We start from the raw sequence: 21,294 nt of genomic DNA on the forward strand, positions 1-21,294 counted from the left end.
GGGTCCCCTCCCTCTCCCCGGAGGGGAGAGGGTCATTTGGGCGACCGCTTCGCCGCCCCTCCCCTTCAACCGCGCGGCAGGTAGCCGAGCTGGTGCGAGATCGCGTCGGCCGTCTCCACCACCTTGGTCCGCAGATGGTCGAGCGTGGCGGGCTGGTCCATCACGGCGCTGGGGCCGGACAGGTTGATGGCGGCGATGACCTCGCCCCGGTGGTCGCGGATGGCCGCCGCGATGGCGACGATCCCCGACACGAAGGAGGAGCGGTTCATCGTCCAGCTGCGCTTGCGGTCCTCCGCCACCTCCTGGATCAGCGAGGTCAGCGTGACCGCCGTGGTGTCGCTGTAGCGGTCCAGCCGCACGCCGGTGTAGAGCTGCGCGATGGCCTCGTCGGTGAGGCCGCTCAGCAGCATCCGCCCCATCGCGGTGGCGTGGGCCGGCAGGCGGTAGCCGACCGCGATGTTGCTCGACAGCGTCATGTGCGAGTGCGCGCGGTAGACGTAGACGATCTCCGTCCCATCGCGCACCGCCATGTGGGCGGAGATCTGCGTGCTGTCGCGCAACCCGTCGATGTAGGGGATCGCCACCTCGATCCCGTCCAGCCCCGACAGGTAATGGTAGCCGAGCTGCATCGACCGCGGAGCGAGGCGGTAGGACTTGCCGTCCCCCACCCGCCCGATGTAGCCGAGATGCTCCAGCGTGAAGACCAGCCGGTAGGCCGAGGCCCGCCCGATCCCCAGCGCCTTGGCGATGTCGGTCAGGGACAGGGTCCGGCGCTGCGGCGTGAACAGCTCCAGGATGGCCAGCCCGCGCTGCAGCGCCGGGGCGATGTAGGTGTTCGGATCGGTCTCGCTCATGTGTCCCGGCGCAACCCCTCGATGGCGCGCCGGTAGGCGGCCTGGATGGCGTCCTCCCGGACGTGGCGGCCCTCGCGCACCACGGTCCGCCCCGCCGCGACCACGTCGCGCACGGCGTGCCCGTCGCTGGCGAAGACATAGGCGTCCAGAAGGCTGTCGTCGGTCCGAGAAAGCAGTTTCGGGTTGTCGGCGTCAAGCACGACGAGGTCGGCGGGCTGGCCCACCTGAATCCCACCCCATGTACCGTTGGCGGCCACCGGCTGGCCCAGCGCCTGCGCGCCGCCGTCCACCGCCGCCCGGTAGAGGCCGCCGCCGATGGACGGGCAGTCCCCGATGCGCAACACGTTGCGCCGCCGCTGCACCAGCCGCTGGCCGTATTCCAGCAGGCGCAGCTCCTCCGCCGCCGACACGCTGATGTGGCTGTCCGACCCGACGCCGAACCGCCCGCCCTGCGCCAGGAAGGGAATGGCAGGGAACAGCCCGTCGCCCAGATTGGCCTCGGTCGTCAGGCAGAGGCCGGCCACCGCGCCGCTCGCCGCCATGCCGTCAACCTCGGCCGGGGTGACGTGCGTGGCGTGGACGAGGCACCAGCGCGGCCCGACCGGGGCGTTCTCCAGAAGCCATTCCACCGGGCGCTTGCCGCTCCAGGCGACGCAGTCGTCCACCTCCGCCGTCTGCTCGGCGATGTGGATGTGGATGGGCGCGCCGGGGTCGAGCGCGTCGAGGCCGGCCAGCGCGTCGCGCATCTCCTCCGGCGTCACCGCGCGCAGCGAATGCAGGGCGAGACCGGCGCGGCGCCCGGCCCGCTCCGTGCCCATGGCCTTCTGCATGGCGGAGACGATGGACAGCAGCCCGTCCACGTCGTTGATGAAGCGCTTCTGACCGTCGGACGGCGGCTTGCCGCCGAAGCCGCTGTGGGCGTAGAGCACCGGCAGGTGGGTCAGGCCGATCCCCGCCGTGTCCGCGGCGGCCAGGATGCGGCGCGACATCTCCGCCCGGTCGGCGTAGGGGCGCCCGTCGGCACCGTGGTGCAGGTAGTGGAACTCCGCGACCGCCGTGTAGCCCTGCTTCGCCATCTCCATGTAGAGCAGCGCCGCGACAGCCTCCGCCGCCTCCGGCGTCATACGGCGGACGAAGCCGTACATGGCGTCGCGCCACGTCCAGAAGCTGTCCTCCGACGCGCCGGCGTATTCGGTCAGCCCGGCCATGGCGCGCTGGAAGGCGTGACTGTGCAGGTTGGGCATGCCGGGGATCACCGGCCCGGCGGCCAGCGGGAGGCCGTCTGCCGAGGCGTCCCGCTCCACCGCCGTCAGCGTCCCCCGCGCGTCGAAGCGCAGCGCCACGTTCGAGGCCCAGCCGTCGGGCAGCAGCGCCCGTTCGCAGAAAAGCCCGCTCATGCCGTCCATCTTCGCCTCCATCACGCCCGTTCCTCGGCCCAATCCGCCATCGCTCCGATGAAGCGCCGGAGATGCGGACGAATCCGCGCGGCGCGCGCCTCGTCGAAGGCGAAGGGCGCATCCTCCTCCATGTAGGTCACCTGCGCCATCTCGAGCTGAACGGCGTGCCAGCCCTCGGTCGGGCGCCCGAAATGGCGGGTGATGTGGCCGCCCTTGAAGCGCCCGTTGAGGACATGGGTGAAGCCGTCGGCCCCGGCGTCCGCGCCGACCGCGACCAGCCGCTCGCTCAGCACGGGATCGGCGCTGTGCCCGTCGTTGGTTCCGATGTTCAGGTCGGGCAGCCGCCCCTCGAACAGCCGCGGCACGACGGAGCGGATGGAATGGGCGTCGAACAGGACCGCCCGCCCGAATTGGTCGCGCAGCCGGGTCATCTCCGCGGTGATGGCGTCGTGGTAGGGCGCCCAGTAGCGGGTGACCCGCTCCGCCACCTCCGCCGCGTCCGGTTCGGCGCCCGGCTGGTACAGCGGCGCCCCGTCGAACAGGGTGGTCGGGCAGAGGCCCGTGGTGGCGCCGCTGTAGAGCGGCGTGTCGTTGCTGGGGCGGTTCAGGTCGACGACGTAGCGCGAGAAACACGCCTGGATCACCCCGACTCCAAGGTCCTCCAGGAAGTCGTAGAGCCGTGGCAGGTGCCAGTCCGTGTCGGGCAGGCCCTGCGCCTCCGGCACCAGCCGGCCGACGAATCCGTCCGGCAGTGCCGTGCCGACATGGGGCAGGCTGACCAGCACCGGACGGCGCGCGGCGCGAAACCCGAAAACGTCCATATCATCTCTCCCGTGCGACAAGTGTTTTGTCAGCAAAACCTTTTGCGTCCCTGTTCGGTCGCCCCTGGCTTCCGCGGCGTTCGCGTTACGTGGCCGCAACACCGGCGTTGCCATAGGGCGTCCGTCATGCTCCAGTATGACAAACGGCGTTGACGCGACTGTTTTCCCTGGGCAACATATGTTTTATAGGCAAAACACGGCGCTGCCAAGCCGCTCGCTACGCAAGGGGGTTCCCCGGCGTGCGAAACTGGCAACGCAGGCGCAACGAACAGGGAAATTCCGACCCATGAAGTCCTTTGGTAAGTTTCTCGCCGCCGCCTCCTTCGCCGCCGCCGCGGTCGTTACGATGGTCGGCGCCGGGTCCGTCCCGGCCCGCGCCGAGGACGCGGTGATCGCCTCGATCAAGCAGAACGGCACCTTCCGCGTCGGCGTGGACGCCACCTTCGCGCCCTTCGAATTCTCGCAGGACGGCAAGAAGACCGGCTTCGACATCGAGCTGGTCGAGGCCATCGCCAAGGAGCTGGGCGCCACCAAGGGCGTCGAGTGGGTGGACATCGACTTCAAGGGCCTGATCCCCGGCCTGATGGCCAACCGCTTCGACATGATCGCCTCGGCCATGTACATCACCGAGGAGCGCCGCAAGGTCGTCGCCTTCTCCGACACCTACTATCCGGGCGGCCTCGTCATCATGGTCAAGGCGAACAACAGCGCCGTGAAGGGCCCGTCCGACCTGGAGGGCAAGACCGCAGCCGTGCAGATCGGCACCAAGTCGGTCGTGCATCTGAAGGAGCATTTCCCGAAGACCAAGATCGTCGAGGTCGAGACCAACGCCGAGATGTTCGGGCAGGTCGAGACCGGCCGCACCGACGTCGCGGTGACCGGCAAGCCCGCCGCCAAGCTCTACGCCCAGACGCACCCGACCGTGAAGGTGCTGGACGACCAGCTCACCACCGAGGATTACGGCTTCGCCATGCGCAAGGACAACACCGAGCTGGTGACCAAGGTGAACGCCGCCATCGCCAAGCTGAAGGCCGACGGCACCTATCAGAAGCTCATCGACAAGTGGTTCGAAGCCAAGAAGTGATCGATCTTTTCGTGAACGGAGGACCCCTCCCGTGACGCTCGACTTCGCCCCCGTCTGGGGAGGGTTGCCGGAGCTGCTGAAGGGCACCGTGGTCACCATCGAGGTGACCGCGGCGGCCTTCCTGCTCAGCGCCGTGCTCGGCCTGCTCGTCGGCATCATCCGCCTCAACCCGGCGCGGCGCGTGCTGTACGGCATCGCGTCGGCCTATGTCGCCTTCATCCGCGGCACGCCGCTGCTGGTGCAGCTGTTCCTGCTGTTCTTCGGTCTGCCGCAATTCGGCATCCTGCTGCCGGCAATGCTGTGCGGCGTGATCGGGCTCGGCATCTACAGCGGCTCCTACGTGTCGGAGGTGGTGCGCGGCGCCATCCAGTCGATCGACCGCGGCCAGATGGAAGCCGCCCGCTCGCTCGGCATGTCCTACCGCGAGGCGATGTGGGAGGTGGTCCTGCCCCAGGCCTTCCGCCGCATGCTGCCGCCGCTGGGCAACGAGACCATCGCGCTGATCAAGAACTCGGCGCTGGTGTCGCTGCTGACCATCGACGACGTGATGCGCGAGGGGCAGCGGATCATCTCCACCAGCTTCCGCGCGCTGGAGGTCTACATCGCGGTGGCGCTGATCTATTTCGTGCTGACCAACGCGGCCACCTGGATCCTGCGCCAGATCGAAAAGCGCATGACCGTGGAAAGAGGGTAAGCCGGTGATCGAGATCCGCAACGTCTACAAGAGCTTCGGCAGCACCGAGGTGCTGAAGGACGTCAGCCTGACCGTGCCGCCCTCGCGCACCACCGTGGTCATCGGCCCGTCCGGTTCGGGCAAGAGCACGCTGCTGCGCTGCTGCAACTGCCTGGAGACCGCCGACCGCGGCGAGATCCGCATCAACCACCGGACCATCATCGCCGACGGCAAGCCGCTGCCCGACAAGGAGCTGAACGCTCTGCGCGCCGAGACCGGCATGGTCTTCCAGTCCTTCAACCTGTTCCCGCACATGACCACGGTGGAGAACGTCATGCGCGCCCCCGTCGTGGTGCGCGGCATGGCGAAAGCCGAGGCGCGGGAGCTGGCCATGGAGCTGCTGCGCAAGGTCGGGCTGGGCGACAAGGCCGACGTCTATCCGTCGACCCTGTCGGGCGGGCAGAAGCAGCGCGCCGCCATCGCCCGCGCGCTCGCCATGAAGCCGAAGGTGATGCTGTTCGACGAGCCGACCTCCGCCCTCGACCCCGAACTGGTCGGCGAGGTGCTCCAGGTCATGAAGACGCTGGCCGAGGAAGGCATGACCATGATGGTGGTGACCCACGAGATGGGCTTCGCCCGCGAGGTCGCCGACACCGTGGTCGTCATGGCCGACGGGCGCATCGTCGAGTCCGGTTCGCCGGAGCAGATCTTCACCAACCCGACCCAGGAGCGCACCCGCGGCTTCCTGCGCGCGCTGGTGGACGGCCATCTGGCCGGCGCCCGCCCGCAGCCGGCGGCCGACGACCCGCTGGACACCCTGCCCGGCAACCACTGACGCCCCGTCCATCTTGCCCCACTCCCCCCGGGCGCCCGCCTCGCCGCTCATGGTGCTGGCCGCGCTGATCCTCGGCGTCTGCGTCATCCAGGTCGCCAACGGCATCCTGCAGATCCTGCTGCCGCTCCGCCTCGCCGAGGCGGCGGCCCCGCCGCTGGTCGTCGGGGCGGTGGCCTCGGCCTATTCGGTCGGCTTCGTCCTGGGCTGCTGGGCGGCGCCCTGGATGATCCGCCGGGTGGGCGGGGTGTGGTCCTTCGCCGCCTTCGGGCTGCTCGCCGCCGCCGCCACGCTGCTGCTGAACCTGCTGCCCGACGTCCAGGCCTGGGTGGGGCTGCGGCTGCTGATGGGGGTGTCCTATGTCGGGATGCTGACCGTCGCGGAAAGCGGGCTGGCCGGCCTGACCCCGCCGGGATCGCGGGGCAGCGTCTTCTCCCTCTACATGATCGCCTGCAAGGTGGCGGTGATCGGCGGCCAGATGCTGCTCGCCAGCCCGGACCTGTCGGCCCTGTGGCTGACCGTCCTGGCGGCGGGCTGCTACGGCCTGTCGCTGGTGCCGGTGGCGGCGGTCCGTCCGCCGGCCGGCGCCGCGCCGAAGGGGCCGGCGCCCTCGCCCTGGCAGTATGTGCGGCGGGCGCCGGTGGCCTTCGCCGGCTGCCTGATGGTGGGCCTGTGCAACACCGCGGTCACCGGCATCGGCCCGGCCTGGCTCGCCGGTCTGGCCCTGCCCGCCGCCGGGGTGGCGCTGATCATGTCGGGCATCCAGGTGGGCAGCGTGGTTCTGCAATGGCCGATCGGCCGGTTTTCCGACCGGCATGACCGGCGGCTGGTGATCTTCGCGGTGTCCGCGGTGGCGACGGTCGCCGCCTTCCTGATCGCCGCCTTCGCCAACCCGCCCGGCGGGGCGGCGCCGCAGACCGTCCTGCTCGGCCTGTTCACCCTGTGGGGCAGCGCCGCCCTGTCGCTTTACGCGATCTGCGTGGCCCACGCCAACGACCATGTGACGGTGGAGGAGACGGTTCCGCTGGCCAGCGCGCTGCTGCTCGCCTGGGCGTTGGGCGCCGCCCTCGGCCCGCTGCTGGCGACGGCGGCCATGGAGTGGTTCGGGCACGACGCGCTGTTCGTCTATGTCGGGGTGGTGTCAGGCGGGCTGACCCTGTTCGCTGGCCTGCGCCGGCTTATCAGCGGCCCTTTCCGGGCGGAGCCGTAAGGCTTGGCCGCGGGCGGCCCGGCGGTCTATTGTGGCCCGCCCGGCAGCCCCCCTCCCCCGCGCTCCATGCCCAGCACCACCGACACACCGACCGATACCCCGACCGACGAGCAGTTCCGGGCGATCCAGGCCATCGACGCCTGGTACGCCGACCCCGCGGCCCCCCAGATGTTCTGGCTGGCCGGCGAGGCCGGGACCGGCAAGACCAAGACCACCGTCTTCGCGCTGGACCATCTCCAGGACCGCCGCAACCTGGAGAATTTCGTGGTCGGCGCGCCCACCGGCAAGGCCGCGCAGGTGCTGCGCCGCAAGGGCATCGACCGGGCGGCGACGCTGCATTCGCTGATCTACGCGCCGCGGCAGGACGACGACACCGGCGAGCTGTTCTTCGCCCGCAAGTCGGAGGGCAAGTTCGCCGAGGCCGACCTGATCGTCTGCGACGAGGGTTCGATGGTCGGGGACGACGTGGCGGGCGACCTGCTGCGCTCGGGCAAGAAGATCCTGATGATCGCCGACGACTACCAGCTTCCCCCGGTGACCGGCCAGGGCACGCTGACCAAGGGCGAGCCGGATTTCCGGCTGGTCGAGCCGCACCGCACGGCGCGGGAAAGCCCGGTGATCCGGCTCGCCCACCTGCTGCGTCGGCAGGAGCTGCCGCGCCGCTTCGGCACCGCCGGGAACGCCCATGTCCTGCCGCTGAACCGGGTGACCGAGCCGCTGGCCCTGCGGGTGGACACCCAGACCATCTGCGGCACCCACCGCGTGCGCACCGACTTCACCCGGCGCATCCGCACCCGCCATGGCTTCGACACGGTGATGCCCCAGGCGGGCGAGCGGGTGATCTGCCGCCGCAACGACCGCGAGGAGGGGCTGTTCAACGGCATGATCGGCACGCTGACCCGCCCGGCGGCCGAGGGGCGGGGCCGCCAGGACGGGCTGTGGTCGCTCGGCGTCCATATGGAGGATGAGGTGAAGCCCCGAAGCAAACTGATGGTCCATCCCTGGATGTTCCAGGCCCACTACAGCGGCGAGACCAAGGCGCCGCGGGTGGAGCGCGACGTGCAGCAGTTCGATTGGGCCTGGATGATCACCTGCCATTCCGCCCAGGGATCGGAGTTTCCTTCGGTCACCGTGCTCGACGACTCCGCCGCCTTCCGCGAGCACAAGTGGCGCTGGCTCTACACCGCCGTCACCCGCTCGCAGGACGAGCTGTTCCTTCTGCTGCGCAACGCCGATCTCGGCGGGAACTGGCGGATGCCGGAACTCGACATGTGATGGGGGAAAGTAAACCCTCTCCCCTCTGGGGAGAGGGTGGCCCGCAGGGCCGGTGAGGGGGATGCGCTTTTGCCGAACACATCAACACGCGCAACCCCCTCACCCTGACCCTCTCCCCAGAGGGGAGAGGGGATTTCAAAGGGGATCCATGACTCACGCCGCGGCGACGCGCTCAATCTTGGCGGGAAGGCCCTGGCGCACCGCCGTTCCGGCGATGGGATCGACCCAGACCGAGGCGCCCGGACGGGTCGGGTCGTGCAGGCCGAGATCGTTGATGTTCACCCCCGCCCCGATCTCCGGCACCACCGGCTGGCTGTGGCCGCCGATGACGTGCGGGCGCGCTCCGAACTCCTTGTGGCCGAAGCCGTGCTCGACGGCGAGCACGCCGGGCATCACGCCGTGCCGGACGATGGCGGTCGCCAGCTCCGACCCGCCGGGCGTGGCGATGCGGATGCGGTCTCCGGTGGCGATGCCCAGCCGCCGCGCGTCCTCCGCGTTGATGCCCACCGGGTTCTCCGGGTGCAGGTGGCGCAGGCGGCTCGCCGCGATGGTGTAGGCGCTGACCAGCACCGATTTCGAGCTGATGAGCTGGAAGGGCCAGTCCTCAGCCGTGTGGATCTGCCGCATCGGCGTGCCGTCGGCGAAGGCCGGAGGCGTCCAGGTGGCGGTGCCGGTCCAGCGCCTGCCGGTGACGCTGCTCTTCGCCGCGCCGACCGCCTCGTTGTAGACCAGCAGCCCGTCCTTGAAGCGGTGGGTGGCCCTGTCGCCCTCGAAGCCCTCCGCCTGGTTCTGGTAGCGCCCGCCGCGCGCCAGGATGAAGGCGACCTTGCGCCACTCCTCCTCCTTAAGCACCGCCTGGAGCGCCGGCAGGACGCGGGCGACGCCGGACAGGGCTATGTCCTCGTCGGTGGCGTCGGGCACCGGCTGCTCGCCCAGCCACGCGATGTTGGCGCCGCCGCGCAGGTACCAGTCCTCCGGCCGCTCCAGCGGGTGGGTGTTGCCGTCCATGTCGGCGATGGCGTCCGGGCCGAAGCCGGGCAGGTCCAGCCGCTTCGCCAGCGCGATCAGGAAGGTTTCCATCTGGACGTGCCGGCCCTCCGGCAGCGGTTCGGTGCGCGGCGTCACCACCGGCCAGCGCGCCGTCGAGGTCTTGGTCGGCACGCCCGCCCAGGGGGACGCCCAGCCCCAGGTCTCGTACAGCACGGTGTCGGGGATGATGTAGTCGGCGAAGGCCGTGGATTCGTTGATGAAGGGATCGATAGCCACGATCAGCGGCAGCGCCTTCGGGTCGCGCAGCTTCGCCTCCACCTGGGCGCGCACGCCGGGGATGCCGTAGACCGGGTTGCTGTTCCACAGGAACAGGGCCTTCAGCGGGTACGGGTAGCCGTCCACCACGCCGCTGGTCAGATACTCGGTGGTGAGCTGCGGGGCGTTGGGGTACCAGGGCGCCTTGGCCGGATAGGGCTTGCCGGCCTCCTTTTTCGCCTTGAACTCGCTGGATTTCTCGTAGGGGACGGGGCGGCTGATGGCGGTGCCGGAGGGCTTCACCTGTCCGGGGAAGCTCGCCAGCCTGTAGCGCGGACCGTCCTGCTCGTCCGGGAAGCGCCCGCCGCCGAAGATGGTGCCGCCCTTCCAGTTCAGGTTGCCGATCAGCGTGTTCAGGGTCACTACGCCGAAGGCGTTGTAGAAGCCGTTGCCGGCCATCATGCCGCCGTGGGTGTTGGCGGCGGCCTTCTTGCCGTGGCTGGTGAATTCCCGCGCCAGCCCGGCGATGACGTCGGCGGGGATGCCGCAGGCGTCGGCGTAGCCGGCGAGGTCGAGCTTCATCGCCTGCTCGCGCAGCAAAGTCAGGCTGGTCTTCACCGCGACGTCGCCCGCCGGGGTCGCCACCGTCCCGCCGTGGAACAGCGCGGCCGGCCCCATCAGCGCGTCGTGGGCCACCGGAGTCCCGCTGGGGTCGAGCACGACGAAGGCGTCCTTGGCGCCGTAGCGCTCCTTTTCGCCCAGCGTCACCCAGCCGAGGTCGGAGGCGCGCAGCATCCGCCCGTCGCGCGGGTGGCCCGCCTGCTGGATCACCAGATGGGTGGCGTTGCACCAGCCGGCCTCGCCCGCGGCCTCCGCCGCCTTGCCGTTGGGCTGGGCGAGATAGTTGGTGTCGATGCGCCCGTTTTCGAACATCCAGCGCATCATGCCCATGACCAGGGCGCCGTCGGTGCCGGGCCGGATGGGAATCCAGTTGGACCGCTCCCCCGCCGCGCGGTTGTCGGCGTTGGTCAGCACCGGATCAACGACGACGTAGTTCAGAACGCCGTCCGTCCGCCCCTTGGCGAGCAGCATGGCCTGCCGCTTGAACGGGTTGCCGGCGTTCGACGGGGCGGTGCCGATGAAGAGAACGAACTCGGCGTTCTGCAGGTCCGGCTTGGCGTGCGGCATCTTCTTGGCGTCGCCGAACACCGCCCCCGACCCGGATCGGTAAGCGCCGCCGCAGTAGGAGCCGTGGCCGACATAGTTGATCGTCCCCAGCGCCTGGTTGAAGAAGCGCCGCACGAAGGGGTCGCGCCCGTCGTTGACCGAGGACAGCAGGGCCACCTGGTTGACCTTCGGCCCCAGTTCGGGGGCGGCCGGATCGATGGGCGTCTTCAGGTCGCGCAAAGACCGCAGGCCGGGCACCGGACCTTCGCCGAACAGGTCGCCGCCCTCCGCGATCTCCTCCACGAGTTTATCGAAGGCGATGGGCTCCCATTGGCCGGAGCCGCGCGGGCCGACCCGCTTCATCGGGGTGGCGACGCGGAAGGGCGAGGTGAGCATCTCCAGCGCCGCGTTGCCCCGCCCGCAGGCGGTCGAGCGGCCCTTCAGCCCCTTCTCGTCCAGCCGCGACAGGGACTTGAAGCTCTCCTTGATCGGCGTGCCGTAGAGCAGGAAGGGATCGGTGGACAGCGGGCTGTAGGGGTTGCCGGCGACGCGCAGCACCTTGTTCTTTTCCACATCCACCCGGACGCGGACGCCGCACAGGGTGGTGCAGCCGAGGCAGGCGACGTTGGCGACGATCTGGCCCGGCGTCGGGGTGAGGGCGCCGGTCGCCGGATCGACGCGGAATTCGGGGGCCGGGGCGTTGCCGGAGATGGCATGGTCGGGCTTGTCCCCGGCCCAGGCGCCCTTGACGAGCTTGCGCCCGGTGTCGGAGAAGCCACCCGCGAAGGCGGCGAGCGCGCCGCCGGCGGCGCTGGTCTTCAGGAGAAGGCGACGGGAAATCGACATGATGGTTGCTCCGTTCACTCGGCGGCGGCCACGGGTCCGGCGGGCGCCCGGGGGGCGCGGGCCGGAGCGGGCGCCGGGCGGCGCGGGGAAGGCAGGATGGCGGTGAGGGCGATCAGCAGGAACAGCCAGAGTCCGGCCGTGCCGACGATTCCCAGCAGCCCCTCCGGACCGGCGGGCAGCGCGTAGTCGTAGAAGCCGGCGCCGGTCTTCGGCACGGTCTGGCCGCCGATGAACACGGTCCAGCGGAACATCCAGGCGCCGTGCAGGGCGATCAGCCCGGTCAGCAGGCCCGTCCCGGCCGGCTTGGCGACGGCGATGGCGAAGGGCAGCGCGGTGGCGGCGACGGCCCAGACGGCGGTGACTCGCCACGCCTCCGACCCGGCGACGCTGCCCAGCGCCTCGGCGTGGGTGGCGTCCAGCCCGAACAGGCCCAGCGCCAGCCACAGCGCGCCGACCAGCATGACGCCGCCCAGGACGCCGGCGAGCAGCCGGTTCGCCCGCACCTCCACCGCGCGGTCGTTGCCGGCGGCGAAGCGGTTCAGCAGCAGCACCAGCCCGGCGGCGCCGGCCAGCGCGGTCAGCAGGAACTGCACGGGCAGGAACGGCGTGTGCCACAGCGGGCGCGCCTTGACCACCGCGACTTCCGCCCCGGTGTAGAGGGCGACGAGGAGCGCGCCAGCCAGGGCGAACAGGCCGGCGGCGCGGATCAGCGCGTCGTTGCGCCCGCCGCCCAGCGACGCCAGCCGGTAGAGCGCGGCGAGGCGGCTGTCCACCCGGCCGTGCGCCTGCAACTCCTCGCGGAAGCACGCCCAGCCGTAGACCAGCAGGACGGTGACGTAGAGGGGGATGAAAATCGACCCCCACCACATCCACGACGTCGGGCGCAGCACGACGTAGAAATGCCAGAAGCGGCCGGGCTGGTGGAGGTCCGACAGCAGCGCCACCGGGGCGGCCAGCCCGCAGGTCAGCGCCACCAGCAGGGCGATGCGCCCGAGCGCACGCCAATCCGCCCGGGCGAAGGCGTAGCCGGGCAGGCTCAGCAGCAGGCCGCCGACCGACAGGCCGATCAGGAAGAAATACTGTACGGCCCAGGGAAGCCACGCGACCTCGCGGGTCACGTTGATGACCTCGACGATGTGGTTGTCCATCACGCGTGCTCCTTCTGGGAATGGGGCTGGCTGGTGGGCCGCCAGAGCGTCGGCGTGCCGTCGACCTTCCCTTGGAAGCGGGGATCGAGGCCGAGGTAGAAGACGCGCGGCTGGGTCCCCTGCTCCGGCTTCAGCACCTTGGGGTTCTCCTCTCGGACCAGGGTGGCGACGGCGCTGTGCGGGTCGTTCAGGTCACCGAAGATGCGGGCGCCGCCGACGCAGGTTTCCACGCAGGCGGGCAGCAGCCCGGCCTCCACGCGGTGGACGCAGAAGGTGCATTTGTCGGCGGTCTGGGTCTCGTGGTTGATGAAGCGCGCGTCGTAGGGGCAGGCCTGGACGCAGTAGGCGCAGCCGACGCAGACGGTGTTGTCCACGACGACGATGCCGTCCCGGCGCTGGAAGGTGGCGCCGGTCGGGCAGACGGGGATGCAGGGCGGGTCCTCGCAATGGTTGCACAGGCGCGGCAGCATGTAGCTGCCGGCCTTGCCCTGCTCGGTCACCTCGTAGGTGGAGACGATGGTGCGGAAGCTGTTTTCCGGGACATCGTTCTCCATGATGCAGGCGACCGTGCAGGCTTGGCAGCCCACGCATTTGCCCACGTCCACCACCATCGCCCAGCGGTGCGCCGGATCGCCGTCGCGGCGGGGCGACGCAGCGCCGGGGGCTGCTGCGGCGGCGGGCATCGCAGCCACCGTCACGGCCCCGATGGTCGTGGCGCCGGCGCCGAGGCAGAAGTTGCGCCTTGATCGGTCCATGGCTGGCCTCTTCGCACCTGATTCCTTCGGCCGCGACGAACCGCGGCCCTACGGTGCGAAGGGTACCGGCGCCCTGTCCCCACTCCCATTGGGGGCATCCCTACACTTCTTAGGGTAAACCCCAGTGACGACATGCCGCAGGGGGCGGAGCACAGTGTCCGGCGTGGATCAGCCCTTGAGGGCGTCGGCGACGGCGCGGGCCACGCCGGCGTGGGTGGCGTCCCGTTCCTTGAAGCTGTCGGGCGTCTCGGTCAGGTAGCTGGTGATCAGCAGGGGCGCCCTGCCCTCCGGCCAGACGATGCCGATGTCGTTGGCCGTCCCGCGCACGCCGGTGCCGGTCTTGTCGCCGACGCGCCAGCCCTTCGGCAGGCCGGCGCGCAGGCGCTTGTCGCCGGTCCGGTTGGCGACCATCCAGGCGATGAGCTGGTCGCGCGACGCCGGGGTCAGCGCGTCGCCCAGCATCAGCCGCTCCATGCTGTGGACCATCGCCGCGGGCGTGGTGGTGTCGCGGGGATCGCCGGGGATGGCGCTGTTCAGCGACGGCTCGTTGCGGTCCAGCCGGGTCTTCCGGTCGCCCAGCGTGCGCAGGAAGGCGGTCAGCCCGGCGGGGTCGCCCACCGCCGGCAGCAGCAGGTTCGCCGCCACGTTGTCGCTGAGCGTCATCGTCGCCTCGCACAGTTCGGCCACCGTGGGGGGCGGACCGTCGAGGCGGGTTTCGGCGAAGGGGGCGTAGGGGACCATGTCCGCCTTGGTCACTGCGATGCGCCGGTCCAGCCGCTCGCGCCCCTCGTCCACCCGCTTCAGGACGGCGCTAGCCAAAAGAAATTTGAAGGTGCTGCACATCGGGAAGCGCTCGTCCGCGCGCTGCCCGAAGCGCTGCCCGGTGCCGGTGTCGAGCACCGCCACGCCCAGCCGCCCGCCGCTGCGCTTTTCCAGCGCGGCGATGGCGTCCGCCAGCCTTTTGTCCCCGAAAGTCCTGGGTTTCTCCGCCTTCACGCCGGTCGCCGCCAGCAGCGTCACGCCGCCCGCCGCGGCCAGGAAAGCCCGCCGTCCGATCATCGTGTCCTCGTGTCATGCCGTGTCGATGGGCGGACGATAAAAAGCTCCCGGCGTCGGAACAAACGATGATAGTTTTCACAAGCCACAAGAAAAACTAATGGCTGTCGATGGCCCGTCCCCAGCTTCCGCTCAACGCGCTGCGCGCCTTCGAGGCGTCGGCCCGCCATCTCAGCTTCACCCGCGCCGGGTTGGAGCTGTGCGTCAGCCAGGCGGCGGTCAGCCAGCAGATCCGCACGCTGGAGGCGCGGCTGGGCGTCACCCTGTTCCGCCGCCTGCCGCGCGGCCTCGCCCTGACCGACGAGGGGGCGGCGCTGGTGCCGGTGCTGATGGACGCCTTCGAGCGCATCGGCGCGACGCTCGACCGCTTCGCCGACGGGCGTTACCACGAGGTGCTGACAGTCGGGGTGGTGGGAACCTTCGCCACGGGTTGGCTGCTGCCGCGCCTGCCGGCCTTCACCGCGGCGAACCCGGCGGTCGACCTGCGCATCCTGACCAACAACAACCGGGTCGATCTGGCTGGCGAAGGGCTGGATTTCGCCATCCGCTTCGGCGATGGCTCCTGGCACGGGGTGGAGGCGGTGCCGCTGCTCGACGCGCCGCTGACCCCACTCTGCGCCCCGGCGCTGGCGCAGCGGCTGTTCACCCCGGCGGACCTCGCGCGGGAGGTGCTGCTGCGCTCCTACCGGATTGAGGAATGGCAGCGCTGGTTCGCGCTGGCCGGGGTGCCCTGCCCGGCCATCCGCGGCCCGGTCTTCGACTCCTCGCCCACCATCGCCGCCGCCGCCGCAATGGGCGCCGGGGTGGCGCTGCTGCCCGCGCGGCTGTTCGGGCACGATCTGGCCACCGACCGGCTGGTCCGTCCCTTCGCCATCGAGGTGCCGGCGGGCCGCTACTGGCTGACCCGCCTGCACTCCCGCTCCGAAACGGCGGCGATGCAGAGCTTCCGCCACTGGATCGCCGCCGCCGTCCGGGCGGATGATTAGGCCGGAATCTCAGGCCGGAGTCGGCGCCTGCTCGGGCAGAACGCCGGACTGCTTCAACTCCCGCCAGAAGTCCGCCGGGATCGGCTGTTTCATCAGGGCCATGTTCTCCTGCACGCGCGGCGGGTTCTTGGTGCCCGGAATGACCGAGGCGACGACCGGGTGCGCCGCGCAGAATTGCAGCGCCGCCGCCCGCAGGTCCACGCCGTGGCGCTTGGCGATCTCGGCCAGACGGTCGCGCGCCGCCACCTTGTCCGGCGGAGCCTCCTGGTACTCGAAATTCTTGCCCCCGGCGATCAGGCCGGAGTTGTAGGGGCCGCCGACCACCACATGGACGCCGCGCTCCTGGCAGCGCGGGAACAGCGTGTCCAGCGCCGGCTGGTTCAGCAGGCTGTAGCGCCCGGCCAGCAGGAAGACGTCGGGATCGGCGCGCTCCAGCGCCATCACGCAGGGTTCCACCCGGTTGACGCCCAGGCCCCAGCCGCGGATCACGCCCTCCTCGCGAAGCTGGGTCAGCGCCACGGCGGCGCCCTTCATGGCGGTGTCGAACACCTCCAGCCAGCGGTCGCCGTGGGCGTCCTCGGCGCAGTCGTGGATGTAGGCGATGTCGATGCGGGCCATGCCCAGCCGCTGCAAGCTGTCCTCGATGGAACGGCGCACCCCGTCGGCGGTGTAGTCGTAGTCCACGCGGAAGGGCAGCCCCTTCACGAAGGGGCCGTGCTGGCCGCCCTTGCTGGCGTCGGCCCGCAGCAGGCGCCCGACCTTGGTGGACAGGACGAAGTCGTCGCGCGGCCGGTTGCGCAGAACATGGCCGAACCGGTGCTCCGATATGCCGGGGCCGTACTCCGGGGCCGTGTCGAAATAGCGGATGCCGGCGTCCCAGGCGGCGGCCAGCGTGGCCTCCGCCACGTCGTCCGGCACCTCCTCGAACATGTTGCCGAGCGGAGCGCCACCAAACCCGATGGGTCCGGGCGGAGCGAAATGCTTGCTGTCCGGCATGATCGACCTCTCGTTGATGCGCGGGTGCAGAGAGGGGGCAGTGTGCGCTCTGGCGGCGCTTCCCTCAACACCGGCCCTCAACACGGGGAGGGTCACGGCGTTCCCATTCGCAACCTGCCGACGCTGGCGTGGCAATTTGCGACGCGGATGGGAGCGCGTTGGCATTTTGCAACGGATGGGAAGAAACAACCGGGCGGCCCGCTCGGGAATTTTGCTGGGTGGAACAGCAATTGCGTGGGGATTGGGAGTTGGTACGGAATTTGAGAATGATTTGATCCGGTGCGGGCGACCGACGCCGAACAAAAAATACCCCCAAGGAAGAAACCCCCAGGCAGGACATCCCATCATGACCACCTCCCTTCGTGCTTTCGCCAACTTGCGCACCGCAACCAAGGTCTACACCGGCTTCGGGGTCACGCTGGCCCTGCTGGTCACGTTGGGGGCGGTTTCCTGGAGTGGCCTTCGGTCCAACGATACGGCGCTGCGCAGCTACGCGGCGCAGTCCGACATCACCGTGACGTTGGGAGAGGCCGATACCGCGCTGTCCGACGCGCTGGGGGCGGCGGCGGAGTTTCTCGTCTCCGGGACGGACGGTGCTGCCAACCGCTTCCGCGCGACAGCCGGCGACTTCCGCCGGCATCTGGACAAGGCGGCCCCCGGCATCGGGGACTCTGGCGACCGTCAGGCGGTGGACGAGATCCGCGGGCTGGAACGGGATTTCCTGACCGGCTTCGACCGACTGGTCGCCCTGCGCACCGAACGGGACGGCATCGTCGCGGATGTGGTGAACAAGCTGGGGGCCGACATCCGTCGGACGTTGAGCGATCTGGTGACGGCCGAACGGCAGACCGGCAATCTGGACCGCACCGTTCAGGCCGCGGGGGTCAGCGAGCAGTATCTGCTGGTGCGTGTTCTGGTCGCCCGCTTCGTGACCGAGACGAAGCCCGAGGATCTGGTCCGCATCCGCCAGGATCTGGCGGCGGTGGCCGCCGACGTCGAGGGCGAAGCCAAGGGCTGGACCGACTCCCCGGGCGCCGCGAAGCGCACCGAGGTGCTCGCCAAGCTGCCGCGCTACACCGCGGGCATCGAGCGCATCGCCGCCATCGCCGAGGAGATGGCCCGCGTCAACGCCGACACGCTGACCCGCGCCGGAGCCCAGATCAACGGGAAGATCGGCTCGATCCGCCGGCACTCCACCGAGGTCCTGAAGGGGCTGGAGGTCAGCGCCGCCGCCGCGGTGACCGCCGCCGAGCGGCAGGGCGCCGCGGTGACCGCCGCCGCCGTGGCGTTGGGCCTGCTGCTGGCCTGGATGATCTCGCGGGCGATCACCCGTCCGCTCGGCGCCATCACCGGGGCGATGGGCCGGCTGGCCGAGGGCGACCGTACGGTGCAGGTGGACGAGGGGTGGCGAAAGGACGAGATCGGCGCGCTGGCCCGCGCCCTTCAGGTCTTCAAGTCAAACGCCGAGGAGATGGAGCGCATGCGCAAGGCCCAGGAGGAGGCCGAACGGCAGGCCGCCGAGCAGCGCCGCGCCTCGATGATCCGCATGGCCGACACCTTCGAGGCGACCGTCCAGGGCATCGTCGAGGCGGTGGCGAGCGCCGCCGGCGGCATGCACAACGCCGCCAGCACCCTGTCCGGCACCGCGGCGGACGCCAGCGAGCGCTCGCTGCTGGTCGCCTCCGCCTCCGAGGAGGCCTCGGCCAACGTGCAGACCGTCGCCAGCGCGACGGAGGAACTGTCGGCCTCGATTGCCGAGATTGGCCAGCAGGTGGAAATCTCCACCCGCATCGCCGGTCAGGCGGTGACCGACGCGGAGGGGGCCGACCGCACCATGCGCGCCCTGGTCACCGCCGCCGAGCAGATCGGACAGGTGGTGGAGATCATCAGCGGCATCGCCGCCCAGACCAACCTGCTGGCGCTGAACGCGACCATCGAGGCCGCCCGCGCCGGCGACGCGGGCAAGGGCTTCGCGGTGGTGGCGGGCGAGGTGAAGGCGCTGGCCAACCAGACCGCCAGGGCGACCGATGAAATCCAGTCGAAGGTGCAGGAAATCCAGCAGACCACCGGCGGCGCGCAGAAGGCCATCGGCAGCATCGGCCAGACCATCGGCCGGATGAGCGAGATCGCCACCACCATCGCCGCCGCCATCGAGGAGCAGGCCGCCGCGACTCGCGAGATCGCCAGCAGCGTGTCCCAGGCCGCCCAGGGGACGGAGGAGGTGTCGCGCAACATCGCCGGCGTCAGCACGGCGGTGTCGGAGACCGGCAATGCCGCCAGCCATGTCCACGGCACGTCGGAGGAACTGGCCGCCGAGGCCGAGCGGTTGCGCAGCGAGGTCCGCAGCTTCATCGCCACCGTCCGGGCCGCCTGATCCGGCGGGATGAGGGGATCACCGCTTGTTCCGGTTCCCCTCCGTCGGAAGGGTGGTAGGCTGAACCGAGGCGCGAATGTCGGGCGCCTCGGTCGGGCGGCCGGGATGGTCGGTCATGGTGAGAGAGGCTTCCCTGAGGACCGCCCCCGGCTTCATCCGGCGCTTCGCCGGGTTGGCCGGGGGCTACTGGTCGGGACGGGGCCGTTGGTCGGTGCGGTCGCTGGCGGCGGCCTTGCTGGCCCTGACGGTGGCGCAGGTGTCCGTTCCGGTGATGATGAACCTGTGGAGCCAGCGCCTCTTCGACGCGCTGGAGCAGCGGGCGATGGACCGCCTGCCGGTGATGGCCGCGGCGGCCGGCGGCATCCTGCTTTACAACATCGCGGTCACCGTGGCGCATCTGTGGGTGAGGCGGCGCCTCCAGTTCGGCTGGCGGGCGTGGCTGACCCGGCGGCTGGTCGGCGATTGGGTGTCGGACGGGCGGGAGCAGGCCCTCCCCTCCCGCCCCGGCGACCACGACAATCCGGACGGGCGCATCGCCGAGGACGTCCGCGTCGTCACCGAACTCGCCGTCGATCTCGGCCATTCGTTGACCTACTGCCTGCTGCTTCTGGTCAGCTTCGCCGGCATTCTGTGGCGGCTGTCCGGCGTCGTGCCTATCGCCATCGGCGGCGTGAGCGTCCCGGTGCCCGGCCATCTGCTGATCCTCGCCCTGGCCTTCGCTGCCGCCGGGACCACCGCCGCCCTCGCCGTCGCCCGGCCGCTGGTCGGCGCGGCGGAGCGCCGGCAGGGACTGGAGGCCGATTTCCGCTTCGGGCTGGCGCGGGTTCGCGAGAACGCTTCGGTCATCGCCCGGCAGCGCGGCGAGGCCGTGGAGCGTGGCCGCATGGCCCTGCTGTTCGACGGGGTGCGCCGCGGCTGGGAGCGGCAGACCGGCGCGCTGGTCCGCGTGATGGCCTTCGGCGCGTCCTATTCGGTGCTGTCCGCAGTCTTTCCCATTCTGGTGGTGGCGCCCCGCTACGCCGCCGGAGCCATCACGCTGGGGGTGATGATGCAGACCGCGCAGGCCTTCCAGCAGGCCGTCGCGGCGCTGTCCTGGCCCATCGACAATCTGGCGACCGTCGCCCAGTGGACGGCGTCGGTCGAGCGCGTGCGTGGTCTGAAGGAGGCGCTGGACGGGATCACCCCCTTGCCCCCGGTCAAGGCGGATGCTCCCGATTTTCGCTCCGATGGCGGCACAACCGCGCGGAAGCGGTGACGCGGTCCGGCACTTTCCGTTTGACCTCAACTTAGCTTGAGGTTCTATCCTGCCGCCGCACGTCGAAACCTTGGGAGGGACCGGGCCGAATGCACCGCGAGATACGGCATCTGCTGCGCCGCTGGAAAATCACTCTGCTGAAGAAACGCGAGAACCGCCGCCGCCTTGCCCTGTTCAGGCCCATCCTGCCCGGCGCCAACCTGAAGGACCGGTTGATTGCCTGCTGCGGAGCGATGCTCGGGCTCGCCGCGACGGGTCTGCTCTGCCACAACCTGCTGACCCACATCACCAGCGCGCCGGCCTTGGTGGCTCCCATGGGAGCGTCGGCGGTTCTGCTGTTCGCGGTGCCGGCCAGCCCGCTCGCCCAGCCCTGGTCGATCATCGGCGGCAACACCCTGTCGGCGCTGGTCGGGGTGATGGTGGCGGCGCTGATCCCCGATCCGATGCTGGCCGGTGGCGTGGCGGTGGCGCTGGCGATCGCGACCATGTCGATGACGCGCTGCCTGCACCCGCCGGGCGGCGCCGCCGCCCTGACCGCGGTGATCGGCGGCCCGGCGATCGCGGCGTCGGGGATGCAGTTCGTGTTCTATCCGGTGGCTGTCAACTCCATCCTGCTGGTGCTGGCGGGCTGGACGTTCCATCGCTTCTCCGGCCATTCCTACCCGCACCAGGCGCCACCCAAGCCGGCCAACAGCCATGGCACCGCCGATCCCCCCGCCCAAACGCGCGCCGGCCTGACCGCCGACGACTTGGACGAGGCGATCCGCGAGTTGGGAGAGGCGCTGGACGTCAACCGCGACGACCTGAGCGCCCTCCTGGAGAAGGCCGAGCTTCACGCCATGGAGCGGATGCACGGCGGGATCACCTGCGGCGACATCATGTCCCGCGACGTGGTGACGGTGAACGCGGACGCCCATCCCGAGCTGGCCCGCGCCCGCCTGATCGAGCACGGCTTCCGAACCCTCCCGGTGGTGGACCAGCGCAACGTGGTGGTCGGTCTGGTCGGGCACCGGCATCTGGTCGGGGACGCCGCAACGGTGGCCGCAATGATGGCCCCGCCGGTGACCGCCGGCCCGGAAACCCCGGCCTTCCGCCTGCTCGGCCCGTTGTCGGACGGGAGCACGCACGAGGTCGCCATTGTGGACGGAAACGGCGGGCTGCTGGGGGTGGTGACCCAGACGGACCTGCTGCTGGTGATGGCGCGCACCAACCTGCTGCAATCGCTGGAGAGCGCCCGGCCCCCGGCCGCGCCGGTGGCCCTGGCGAGCCGCTGACCCGTATTGGACGTCCCGGCTCCGCGAGAAAATTTTCTCGCGGAGC

Annotated in this window: 17 protein-coding genes; 9 read left to right on the top strand and 8 right to left on the bottom strand. The window is 70.4% G+C overall.

Translation table 11 applies throughout. From position 1 onward, the window contains the following. Positions 1–65: 65 nt before the first annotated feature. From DXK32_RS02575 to hutG, 3 genes are read right to left on the bottom strand one after another with little or no spacing between them, the layout of a single operon-like run. Positions 66–854 (bottom strand): IclR family transcriptional regulator, encoded by a 789-nt coding sequence (locus DXK32_RS02575; RefSeq protein WP_114857081.1) that lies wholly within the window; start codon positions 852–854, stop codon positions 66–68. Continuing rightward, positions 851–2,272 (bottom strand): formimidoylglutamate deiminase, encoded by a 1,422-nt coding sequence (locus DXK32_RS02580; RefSeq protein WP_247876938.1) that lies wholly within the window; start codon positions 2,270–2,272, stop codon positions 851–853. The genes DXK32_RS02575 and DXK32_RS02580 overlap by 4 nt, the downstream gene beginning before the upstream one ends. After that, complete coding sequence (gene hutG / locus DXK32_RS02585; protein ID WP_114857082.1) at positions 2,272–3,072, bottom strand: N-formylglutamate deformylase; 801 nt, start codon at positions 3,070–3,072, stop codon at positions 2,272–2,274. The genes DXK32_RS02580 and hutG overlap by 1 nt, the downstream gene beginning before the upstream one ends. A 286-nt stretch (positions 3,073–3,358) precedes the next feature. On the opposite strand from hutG, the gene DXK32_RS02595 reads away from it, so the two are divergent. From DXK32_RS02595 to DXK32_RS02615, 5 genes are all read left to right on the top strand, one after another. Beyond that, positions 3,359–4,156 (top strand): glutamine ABC transporter substrate-binding protein, encoded by a 798-nt coding sequence (locus DXK32_RS02595; RefSeq protein WP_114857084.1) that lies wholly within the window; start codon positions 3,359–3,361, stop codon positions 4,154–4,156. A 31-nt stretch (positions 4,157–4,187) separates the two neighbouring features. Next, a complete protein-coding gene (locus DXK32_RS02600; protein ID WP_014241975.1) occupies positions 4,188–4,850 on the top strand; it encodes an amino acid ABC transporter permease in 663 nt (220 codons plus the stop codon). A gap of 4 nt (positions 4,851–4,854) precedes the next feature. After that, positions 4,855–5,664 (top strand): amino acid ABC transporter ATP-binding protein, encoded by an 810-nt coding sequence (locus DXK32_RS02605; protein ID WP_014241976.1) that lies wholly within the window; start codon positions 4,855–4,857, stop codon positions 5,662–5,664. A gap of 13 nt (positions 5,665–5,677) precedes the next feature. Next, a complete protein-coding gene (locus DXK32_RS02610) occupies positions 5,678–6,871 on the top strand; it encodes an MFS transporter (RefSeq protein WP_114857085.1) in 1,194 nt (397 codons plus the stop codon). A 66-nt stretch (positions 6,872–6,937) separates the two neighbouring features. Continuing rightward, entirely contained in the window at positions 6,938–8,146 is a 1,209-nt protein-coding gene (locus DXK32_RS02615) for an ATP-dependent DNA helicase (RefSeq protein ID WP_114857086.1), read from the top strand. Positions 8,147–8,299: 153 nt separating this feature from the next. Here DXK32_RS02615 and DXK32_RS02620 read toward each other — a convergent pair whose 3' ends face one another. From DXK32_RS02620 to bla, 4 genes are all read right to left on the bottom strand, one after another. Next, a complete protein-coding gene (locus DXK32_RS02620; protein ID WP_114857087.1) occupies positions 8,300–11,404 on the bottom strand; it encodes a molybdopterin dinucleotide binding domain-containing protein in 3,105 nt (1,034 codons plus the stop codon). A gap of 14 nt (positions 11,405–11,418) precedes the next feature. Continuing rightward, positions 11,419–12,552, bottom strand: a complete 1,134-nt coding sequence (nrfD, locus tag DXK32_RS02625) for an NrfD/PsrC family molybdoenzyme membrane anchor subunit (protein ID WP_114857088.1) — start codon at positions 12,550–12,552, stop codon at positions 11,419–11,421. Beyond that, positions 12,552–13,307 (bottom strand): sulfate reduction electron transfer complex DsrMKJOP subunit DsrO, encoded by a 756-nt coding sequence (gene dsrO, locus DXK32_RS02630; protein ID WP_114857089.1) that lies wholly within the window; start codon positions 13,305–13,307, stop codon positions 12,552–12,554. Before dsrO ends, nrfD begins: the two co-directional genes overlap by 1 nt. 168 nt (positions 13,308–13,475) lie before the next feature. Next, entirely contained in the window at positions 13,476–14,366 is an 891-nt protein-coding gene (bla, locus tag DXK32_RS02635) for a class A beta-lactamase (RefSeq protein WP_114857090.1), read from the bottom strand. Between the two features lie 107 nt (positions 14,367–14,473). Here bla and DXK32_RS02640 point away from each other — a divergent pair, with 107 nt between their 5' ends. Continuing rightward, on the top strand, positions 14,474–15,349 hold the full coding sequence (locus tag DXK32_RS02640; protein ID WP_114857091.1) for a LysR family transcriptional regulator: 876 nt from the start codon (positions 14,474–14,476) through the stop codon (positions 15,347–15,349). Positions 15,350–15,358: 9 nt separating this feature from the next. On the opposite strand, the gene DXK32_RS02645 is transcribed toward DXK32_RS02640, so the two are convergent. After that, positions 15,359–16,345, bottom strand: a complete 987-nt coding sequence (locus DXK32_RS02645; RefSeq protein WP_114857092.1) for an aldo/keto reductase — start codon at positions 16,343–16,345, stop codon at positions 15,359–15,361. Between the two features lie 346 nt (positions 16,346–16,691). Here DXK32_RS02645 and DXK32_RS02650 point away from each other — a divergent pair, with 346 nt between their 5' ends. The 3 genes from DXK32_RS02650 to DXK32_RS02660 all read left to right on the top strand — a co-directional run bounded on the left by DXK32_RS02650 (position 16,692) and on the right by DXK32_RS02660 (position 21,248). Next, the gene (locus tag DXK32_RS02650; protein WP_114857093.1) at positions 16,692–18,719 is read left to right on the top strand and encodes a methyl-accepting chemotaxis protein; all 2,028 of its coding nucleotides are present in this window, start codon (positions 16,692–16,694) and stop codon (positions 18,717–18,719) included. A 115-nt stretch (positions 18,720–18,834) separates the two neighbouring features. Beyond that, a complete protein-coding gene (locus DXK32_RS02655; protein WP_114857111.1) occupies positions 18,835–19,974 on the top strand; it encodes an SbmA/BacA-like family transporter in 1,140 nt (379 codons plus the stop codon). Positions 19,975–20,063: 89 nt separating this feature from the next. After that, complete coding sequence (locus DXK32_RS02660; protein ID WP_114857094.1) at positions 20,064–21,248, top strand: HPP family protein; 1,185 nt, start codon at positions 20,064–20,066, stop codon at positions 21,246–21,248. Positions 21,249–21,294: the final 46 nt, after the last annotated feature.

Origin of the sequence: Azospirillum brasilense (genome assembly GCF_003349955.1) — a bacterium.
GTDB lineage: Bacteria > Pseudomonadota > Alphaproteobacteria > Azospirillales > Azospirillaceae > Azospirillum > Azospirillum brasilense_B.